This is a genomic window from Burkholderia sp. AU17457, assembly GCF_002223255.1.
Lineage (GTDB): Bacteria > Pseudomonadota > Gammaproteobacteria > Burkholderiales > Burkholderiaceae > Burkholderia > Burkholderia sola.
Window position 1 is genome coordinate 1,037,253 of record NZ_NKFB01000004.1, and the last position, 9,381, is coordinate 1,046,633.

3 protein-coding genes and 1 rRNA gene are annotated in these 9,381 nt (G+C 56.1%); 1 reads left to right on the forward strand and 3 read right to left on the reverse strand.

Annotated features, from left to right (window positions below; genetic code table 11):
* Positions 1-42: 42 nt before the first annotated feature.
* Both CFB49_RS17220 and CFB49_RS17225 read right to left on the reverse strand, forming a co-directional pair.
* Positions 43-5,142: an N-6 DNA methylase gene (locus CFB49_RS17220; RefSeq protein WP_089491826.1), complete on the reverse strand. Its 5,100-nt coding sequence runs from the start codon at positions 5,140-5,142 to the stop codon at positions 43-45.
* Between the two features lie 2 nt (positions 5,143-5,144).
* Positions 5,145-8,153, reverse strand: coding sequence for a DEAD/DEAH box helicase (locus CFB49_RS17225; RefSeq protein ID WP_256979909.1), 3,009 nt, complete (start codon positions 8,151-8,153; stop codon positions 5,145-5,147).
* Between the two features lie 613 nt (positions 8,154-8,766).
* Between CFB49_RS17225 and CFB49_RS17230 the strand changes: the two genes are divergently transcribed.
* Complete coding sequence (locus CFB49_RS17230) at positions 8,767-9,012, forward strand: SymE family type I addiction module toxin (RefSeq protein ID WP_089491856.1); 246 nt, start codon at positions 8,767-8,769, stop codon at positions 9,010-9,012.
* A gap of 248 nt (positions 9,013-9,260) precedes the next feature.
* Here CFB49_RS17230 and rrf read toward each other — a convergent pair.
* Positions 9,261-9,373, reverse strand: a 5S ribosomal RNA gene (rrf, locus tag CFB49_RS17235).
* Between the last annotated feature and the right edge of the window lie 8 nt (positions 9,374-9,381).

A 9,381-nucleotide genomic window follows, 5' to 3' on the forward strand; every position in this document is an offset into this window, starting at 1 on the left:
TACGCTTCTTCCTGTTATATGTCTTTATCTGGACCTGCTCACTTAATGAATCACTGACGAAGACTCGAACGCCGCCCACGCGGTGCGATAGTCGTCCTCGCGATTGGCCCGTGCGAAGGGCGCAACATATTTACGCTCAACCTCGCGAGAGCCGCCCGGAAGTGTGTCATCCATAACCCATTGAGTGATTACCGTGCCATCAGGCACCTTCGGCTTGCCGCCGACCTTGGCGACGCCCTCACCGTCTCCCGCTTCGGCGTCAGCGTAGGTCCAGAGGTCTTCCCAGCCGAAGTTGCCTTCACGCGACCCGCCGTCCGGCGTCACAATCCTTGTCTTCGGTGCATTGCGACTCCCCTTGCGCGGCAGACCGACACCTGTAAGCCCCTTGCTGTTGGTGAAAATAATACGGCCATTGATGTCGTACCAGGTGTCGCGTTCGTAACCCTGCATAACCGGGAATTGCACCCGGTAAATAAGCCTGAGTTCGTCGAGCGTGAGCCCCAGCGCCCGCGCCACCAATACATCCATTTCCACTAACGCCATGCGGCGTACGTAATCGCTACGCAAAGCGCAGTCACGTGTCCATGTACTGGTTAGGCTTCGCCAGAAGTCTTGTGGCAAACGGGGATTCTCTCCCTGGCTCCAGCTTTGCTCACAAAAGCTGAAGTCGAAAACGTCCTCCCACAGCGGGGCGTAGTGGCTAGTAAGGCAAATAAGAGAGAGATACCGACTGACGATGGGCGAATCAGGGGCCAACAATGGAAGCTTATCCACCAAGTCTCCGCGCATGTCACCTTTCCCAGTAGTCTTTACGAGAAAGTCAAGTGGCACCGAGTTGACTGAAGCAGAGAAACTCGCCATCTCGACAACGCCCCTGAAAGTCACAGAAAAGCATCCGTCGATATGAGCCGCTCCTGGCGGGAGCACAGTACCAATAGCCGTTCGCTCCATAGACGTACTAATAGCTCGCCTGTGAACATGGCGGAAAAACTCAGTCACTAAACGCCCTTGCGTTTCCCCTTCCTCGACCCACGTCACCCGTGGCGTGCGACGCAGGTATTCGTCGCGGTCAGCCATCGGACGATAGTTGGTACGTGGGAGGTAATCGTCGGGCAGCATTTCGAGGTCAAGGACGTCGTAATGGCCCTTCTCCGCACAAACCTTCCGCGGAGTCTTCGCGTGAGGGTTGGCCACGAAGAAATGCGGCCCCGACAAGACCCAATTTTCCGGTATCGTGGCAAAGCCATTATCGTTGACCAACCGACGCGTGATAGTACCGTCATGCTGCTGCATGGTTTCGTGCCACATCTCCGCGGAAAAATAATCGTTGTCTAAGTCCGCGAGACGGCGCGGGTATGCGGCTAGCTTCTTGAGCACACTGTTCAATTCATTTGCATGCACGGCTGGCAGACGAGCACGGAGCGATGGAGTGTCAGGCTCGTCGTAAAGCTGAGCAAACGTGAACAGTGCAGCTTCATCCACGCCAACGATACGGTCACGGTGCCCGACCGTGTTCCAACGCCCATCTTCATTCTTAATGCCACCAGGTAAGCCCGTGCCATCGTGTTGGTAACAGGCATCAACAGTACTTGGCACAAAAAGGTTAGCGACCGTGTCGAAAGATGGATGCTGTAACGGTACTCCATAGATATTGACGCTGTACTTTTCCCGGTGGCCGATTGGGAATAACATGTTCTGGTTCTGAAACTGAAAATGGAACCGCAATCTCCGATATACCACCTCGCGCAGCGCGCCGCCCTTCGGGTCGTCGTAGGGCCCCTCGGGGTGCAACAGGCCAGTTACGCCATGCTGGTTGGTCAGACTCCATGCCACTGGCATGAAGCACTTGTACAAATTGGTTTGCACGCCCTTGAGCAACGGGTAGTTCTGCGTGGCATTCAGGAAATTCTGCGTTCCCTCGGATTCTTGCAGCTCGTTCAACCAATCGGCCTGCAGGCCAGGGAAGCGCATAAAGGCCTCGACCCGGAGCTTGGCGAGGTCGCTTGCGCTGATTTTGCGAATTGCGAAGACTGGATTACGCTCCCCCAAAATGCCCGCCTCGTTCCACTCCACCTTAATCCACGGTGGATTCCCAAGAATCAGGTGAAAACCACCGTTACGCAGCAAAACATCGGCGAAGCACAACTCCCAGTGCATGAAGCGACGCGCGTCGGCGATGCCCTCAACCATTTTCACTCGAGGGAAATGCTGGCGCAGTCTGCTGATGCGCAACTGGCCATACTTATCGTGCAGCTTGGGTGAGCTTATCTCCGGAGCTAAAGGAAGTTGAGTCTCGAAACCGGTAAGGCTACCCTGGATTTCCGGAATAAGAGCTTGTGGCCGCTCATGTTCGGCAGAAAACAGGGCCAGACCGGCGTGTGGGGCTACATCCACCACATTGCCCTCAAGGATGGCACCAATTTCCATCCACCATTGTTCACGGCTTGGTATCTGCGCGGACTCGGAAATCGGCCAGAACCACAACGCACACCAGTAGTCCATCACCAGCTTCAAACGTCGGAACGGCGTAGCTAGGTCGCCATCCTCGTTCAAAAGGCCATCGCGGCGAATCGCGTCCTTCTCTGCACGACTAGAATGTCCAGCATTAGTTACTACGGCCTCGTTTGCATGTGGCCACACGGCCATAGCATCCTCGGTACGCCGCCGGTCACGTGCGAGCGCATCTGCATGCTCTGCCCATAGCTCCTCCACTCGGATACTTAGCTGTTGCAGGCGTCCGATTTCCGTATTCGATAGTGGGGCAGTGAACGCTTTACGCCACGTTTTCAGTCGCTCAAATTCCTGCGGATAAAGTTTTTTCGCATCCTTATCAGTGAACGCTGCCATGCCCGGGTCTGGCAACAAGAAATGCCAGATTTCATCCGGCTGGCGTGGCGCGCTAGCCGTTACCCGACGCGGCGGTTCGTCGTACCAAGCCGGCTTGGCTCCTTTGACCACCGCCGTAGCCTTAAACACCTGGTGACGTGCACCGATTAGGCTGTTACCCGTGAAAAGTTGATAGCCAAACCACGGCACACGCGCAGGAAGGGGGCGGCCCTGCTCATCTGTGTTCCCATAGATGGCATTCAGCCAAATGGATACCTCAGCCAGTTCCACCGCCACAGGGTTCAAGTCCACACCAAACGCATTGCGGTCGGCGATGTACATGCGTACTTTCTGTAGCTCTTCTGGATACTTTTCGTGCGGAATACGTTGCTTTAGCTCAACCTGTTTTCGTTCGAGATAGGCCTCCGATAATTGGTTAACGGCTTCGTTCAAGAACGCGGCGCTGCCCATCGCCGGCTCACATATTGTGAGCGTCAGAATATCGTCGGCGCATGTCACGCACTTCCCGGCCAGCAACTCCTTGAGCGCATATTTCACAAGACACTGGGTCAGTACCTGCGGCGTGTAGTAGCTTGCGCTCTTCTGGCGGTCGCGACCTGCCAACCGGTAGATGAACGAGCCTTTCGGGTACATGCGCAACTTACGGCACTTGTTCTCGTCGGTGTCGTACACCCTTTCGTCATCACGATATTCGTCGATACGGCTACGCGGCACGAACCACGCGCTTTCGAGCTTGTCGGATTCGGAGTCGCTGGCACGCGCGCGACGGCTGATTGCGTCGTTGCTTTCGTCACTACCCTCATCATCGTCGTCGCTGCTGGTGTTGCTAGTCTGCTTCGGTGCCGGCTTTACTTCGTAAAGGTCCTCTTCCGCAAAAAATCCGCGGTAACTGAGCAGCGCCTCATACACCGCACCGAGCTGGTTGATGGAGAGCATCTGATAGCTCACCCGACCACGACGACGGCCTTTTCCCTGTGCTTTACTGAGCGACAGGAGATTGATGACATGCTGCCATACCCTGTTCGGGAACCGCACCTTGGCAAGCAATGGCATGGTGCTGTCGTCGAATAGGCGACTGTCGAGCGGGGCCAGCGCAAAAATCTCTACTGCACCTTGAGCCTCCCCATGCAGATGGCTCTGTTCGTCCATGCCGCAACCGTCGGCAACCAGCCTGAACAGGCGCCGGAGCGTTGTATCGAAATAGAGGCCTTCGCGCGCCTGCTCAGTCGTAAGCGGCTGCATTTCCAGGTCTCGAAGGCTTTCCAGGCTGTAACCCTTGAGATAGACCTCGCTTTTTTGAATAGGCACGTAGCCCAGCTCTGGCCGCGCTTCGATGTAAAACATGAAAAGCAACCGATAAACAAGGCGCAAGCATTCCAGGCTCAACGAGCCGGCATCAAGTTTGTATTCACCTGAATAGACACTCTTCTTGCTGCCCGAGGCCTGTTCATCAAGCTGACGGGCCGCTTCGTTGCCGAGGATTTCGATAGCCTCGCGCAACGCATACTTGAGGTCTTCGCTGACGCCAAAAGCGTGCTTGTGTGCATTGCTATCCAGGCTCTCGAGTAGGCTGCTACCCTCGCCAGGGGCAAGGCAGTCCTGGTGAAGCAGTGCTGCACATGCCTTGAGCGTATCCCCGTCCTTGCGGTCAAGGATGTCTGCCCAGTTAAAGCGAAGTGCCCGGTTGTTCGGCCACTTGTAACGGTCAAGCAGTAACCATTCGTCGACGCCGACGAGCAACACATAGCGAGGAGGTTCGTCGGAACCGAACACCGCATCCGAAAGCATCGTTGCCCACGTCTCGCCGCGCAACCCGGGCGGTACCGGTTCGCCACCGTAATGAAAATCAGAGAGCTGGTTGTCGAGGATGTCATCATCTTCGCCACTTGCGCGGTAGGCCGGAACGATGGCGAGACGCGCGCCCTGTACATCCCATACCGGCACGAGTAACCCGGAAACGAACTCGTGAAGCGTGAGCGTGCGCGGCGGCGGACGATACCCGAGCGCATGCAGCAGACCGGACTGCAACTCCATGAAGCACTGCCAGCGCTCATGAGCATCACGACCACGCGCAACCTGACCGCGCAATGAGAACCAGCGCTGAGAAAAACCCTGCAGTCGCTTGTACGGTGCACGATGCGTTTCATCGCGAGGATGCTGTGCTTCCTCGGCATCCCAGTCAGCTAGACGCTCTTTAATGTCTCCCCTGAAAACTTCAGACAGGTAGGTATGGCTGTAAAACTCGTTTTCGTTGCTGATACCAGCAAAAGTTTGTACGGCGTCGAGAACTGGCATGGTCAGACTTCGTTAGCTTGAGGATGGCATACACTGGCCAGGACTTGAATCCAGGGCTTCGGTTCAGTAGTCAAGGTGTCTTCTACCCAACGACGATAGTCATCAAATACCTTGTGGATTTTCTGGCTGCCTCGCTCGAAGTGGGCTTGCTTGACGGTATCGAGCTTCTTGTCTAAATCCAGCGAGAGTTGTTCTACCTGGCGGCCTTGGAGACGCTCCAGGTCGGCGAGCGTGTCCTGTAGCCGGGTCTGCATATCTTGAGAGAACATTTGCTGGCGCTCCACCATGAACGCGTACATGGATTGCACCGCCGACGGCAATGCTTCCTGCATCTGTGCCAGTCGCGCCTGAAGCGCAATCGATTCGCCGGGATTGGGCAAACTGCCGACGCGAATGCCAGACCGGTCCACAAACGCATCGAACGGCTCGAGCACGAAATCACCATCGCCTTTGCGACACGCCACTTGCCACTCCACGAGCAACGGCTGCCCTTTACGGTTCGGAATCAGCGCCATCAGGATGAACGCCTGTTCGTCTGGGACAAGCCTGTGGCTCTGCAGCAGTGGTGCCCGATGACGGCCAAAATGCGTAAGTACGCGGTCACCCAGCCAATCCATGATGGGATGCTGTGGCCACAGATAATGCTGCTGAGGCCATGTCTCATCTTCCGCTTTCGCCTGACGAGCTGCTTCTATCGCATCCATCATGTGCTTCGGGCTCGCACATAGTGCGTAGTGGTCATTCGCGGCCTGCACTTCGCGTGGCAGCTGACGCAAACGCTCCTGCAAGTCGTGTGGAGCAGTAAGCGCGATGATTTGTTCGTCATCGTGCGAGGTCCAGTCACACAGCACCCGGTGTTGATTAAGCTGGGTAAGCGCAGTCTTAGCGTAGTGGAAATCACTTGGGAACAGTGATTTCGTCTCACTAATCTGGTCGAGGCTGCTAGCCGGTGCCGCAGCGTCGCTCACATGACTGTCAACGCTGCCAGCGTCGCCGCCAAAGAGCTGCATCAGCCAGTCACCACTGCCTTCTTCCGTACCATCGTTCGCCGCGTTTCGGTCAAGCTCCGCTTCCACGGCTTCGGGCTGCACGCCATCTGCCATGAAATCAGAAATTTTTTCCTCTTCTTTGCCTGGGTCAAAGACGTTAAGAAATGCCGACGGGTCACCGAGGTTCTCGTACGCCTGCTCATCCTTAGCCTGCAAAATCTCCAGGATGCGCAGGTCACCACGAATCTTTTCATTTACCGTTTCGGTAAACAGATACACGATTTTCGGCTGATGCTTTTGGCCGTAACGGTCCACGCGACCATTGCGCTGCTGAAACACCATCAGCGACCACGGAAGGTCAAAGTGCACCAAGCGATGGCAGAAGTAATGCAGATTCAGACCTTCGCTTGCAACATCTGAGCACAGTAATACCCGTATCGATTCTTCCTTGCGCCCAAAGCGTTCGACGAGTTCCTGCTGTTCGGTATCGGACATGCCCCCGTGCAACACGGCAAGATGCTGTCCTGGCTTGAGTTTGAGGTCAGCAGCCAGCTGGTTCTCGAGCCATTTCAACGTTTCGATACGCTCGGAGAAAATAACCAGGCGGTCTTCAGCGTCGTCGGGTTGCCAACCGAACTCGTCCGAGCGCAACTGTTTGAGCAGACGCTGGTACTTGCTGAAGCCATCTGCTCGGGCCTCGCCGACTAAAGTTTCGAGTGTTCCGCACAGGATTTGAAGCCCGTCCACTTCCCGCGATTCTTCGGGCGTGAGTCCTGGTTTGTTTTGCAACGCGCTGATACGCCGTCTGGTCGACTCCAGTGCCGCTGCGGGGCTCGAGAACAGCGCCTTTTGCATGCCGACGCGTTGCAGCTCCTGTTGTCGCCCACCTTTTCTCTGACCACCCTGAGTGAATGGCACCTCAAGCAAGGCGCGATACGCGGCTTCTTCCTGTGCGCTAGCTGCCTGCCGCAGGCACACAGTCTGGCGCTCCCGGAAGTCCGATTGCACTTGGTCCTTGATGTCTTTTTTGAACCGACGGATGACCAACCCCTTGTTGCGGAAGTCGTCTGGCGTGTAGTTGTCCGGGTCAGAAATGGCGGTCGGGTCGAGCAGGCTCATTAGCGACGCAAAACTGCGTGCGGAGCCATCGTGTGGCGTTGCAGACAGGAGGATGAGTGTGTCGGAACGGTTGGAAATCAATCGCGCCAAGCGCGCACGACGAGACAGACTACCTTCACCTGCCCGCGCAGCAACGTTATGGCATTCGTCGATGACGATGATGTCCCACCAAGCATTTTCAAGGTAATTCCGGTATTCCAGATTGCTCTTGAGCGTATCGACGGAAATGATGCTACGGTCGAAGTAATTGAATGGATTATGGTTCGCTGGAATTCGGTTCCGCACCCGGGCGAGCCCCAGGGAGTCAAGACGCACCAATGGAATCGTGAAGCGACTCCACCATTCCTTCTGGAACTGCGTGAGCATCGCTTTCTGCGTAACGACGAGGATACGCTTGCCGCGGCCGCGCTGAATCAACTCTGTGGCCAGAATCCCCGCTTCCAGCGTCTTGCCCAACCCCACCGCATCAGCAATCAGGATTCGCGAGCGTGGTTGTTGCAACGCCTGCAGTGCGGGGTCGAGCTGGTACGGCACGACGTTCATCACACCACGGTGTCCCAAGTGGATGCGGGCGTCATTCGCGACACTCCGGCGCCGCTGGCTTTCCAGATATAGCAGCGTCGCGTTAAACGTGGGACTGGTATCCGGTACCAGTTGTGTTTTGGCCGGGTCAAGCACCTCAATGTGGCCTTCCAGCTCAGTCAAGAACAGCGCTGACTGGCCTCGGACCAGTTCGGAAATGCCATCGCAGCTCAGTAACCAGCCCCCATCAGTTGTCGGGTCGACTCGGCGAATGAGCCATTCTTCATCTCGGATAAGGGCACGCGAGCCGGGCGCGAAGGGGAGCATATCGTTTGTATTTCCCAAAGCAAATTTTTTTCTGCTTGCTGCTGCAAAAGGCACCGCCTAGACAGCAGATAGACGTGGGTCATTCCCGTGAATCGGTTCGCAGCATCCCCGTCTGCAATAACCTGTTGTGCCGTCGTATTCTCACAAAAGCACGATGTTCCTGTCTCAAAATTTCAGTTAGGCGCGGGTCGCTATGTTTTGTGTCCGTTGGGATGTACTACAATCACTTATAAGCTCGCCGGTGTGAGCTCCAACGTTCCGCGCATGTGTCGTGGAAGGCCTTGATGCGCGGGCGACTTTGCAAATCCACACTCGGTACCGATTTCCTTGCGCGATGATGCCCCATGGCCCGTCATCGAACGGAAGACTTGGCTCGGACCCAGTCCTGGAACGTTCCGAAGTTCTGCTCCGCCAGCTGCTTACGGCTTGCCGCTATAGGTCCTCTATTCTAGCCCAGGCTACCTTTCGCCTGCCGGGCGCTTCTCACCCGTAATTTCCTGCGGTGAATACTCAAGAAGCTATGCCGTTTGGCCATTCGTCGAATTTTCCATATTTCGAGATGCCCAGTTAGGTAGACTCAAACAGCGTCACCGCAAAAAGCGCGGGCCGCATGGGCTGCCACCCATACGACCCGCTGACCACAACCAACTCAACGCAGGAGTCGGAAATGGCTAACGCCAATCATAAGTCACGTGCCCCCGTAACGGAACGCTTCGTCACTGTTCAAGAGTCAGCGCGCCATCATTCCTTGTCTAGGGTTCTCCGTGCCATCAGAGAGCACCGGAGGCTCAACACGACGTATTTCCCGTGGATCAAAATAGCGGGAGTATGGCTTGAGGACGCTGGATTCGAGGCTGGAGAACGCGTCCGGATTACCGTCGAGGACAAGCGACTTATCATCACGCCGATGTGATCAGCGCCTTGCCGATGGTGAGCGTCGCAAGTCACTATCCGTCTGGAAGCTCGGTACCCGATGCCCCATACCGTTAGTAACTGTGACAAGCGACGATCGTTCTGAAACTGCAGCGGGCCGGTCGCTTAGGTCCGCTGCCGTGTAGCTATTCGGCACGAGGTGTGATCTACGCCGGACACACCACACACTTCTATCGCCCAAATGCAAAAACCCCCGCCTTTCGGGCGGGGGTTTCTGGCTTGAAGGGAGCCTGACGATTACCTACTTTCACACGGGAATCCGCACTATCATCGGCGTAGAGTCGTTTCACGGTCCTGTTCGGGATGGGAAGGGGTGGGACCGACTCGCTATGGTCATCAGGCAAAGAGG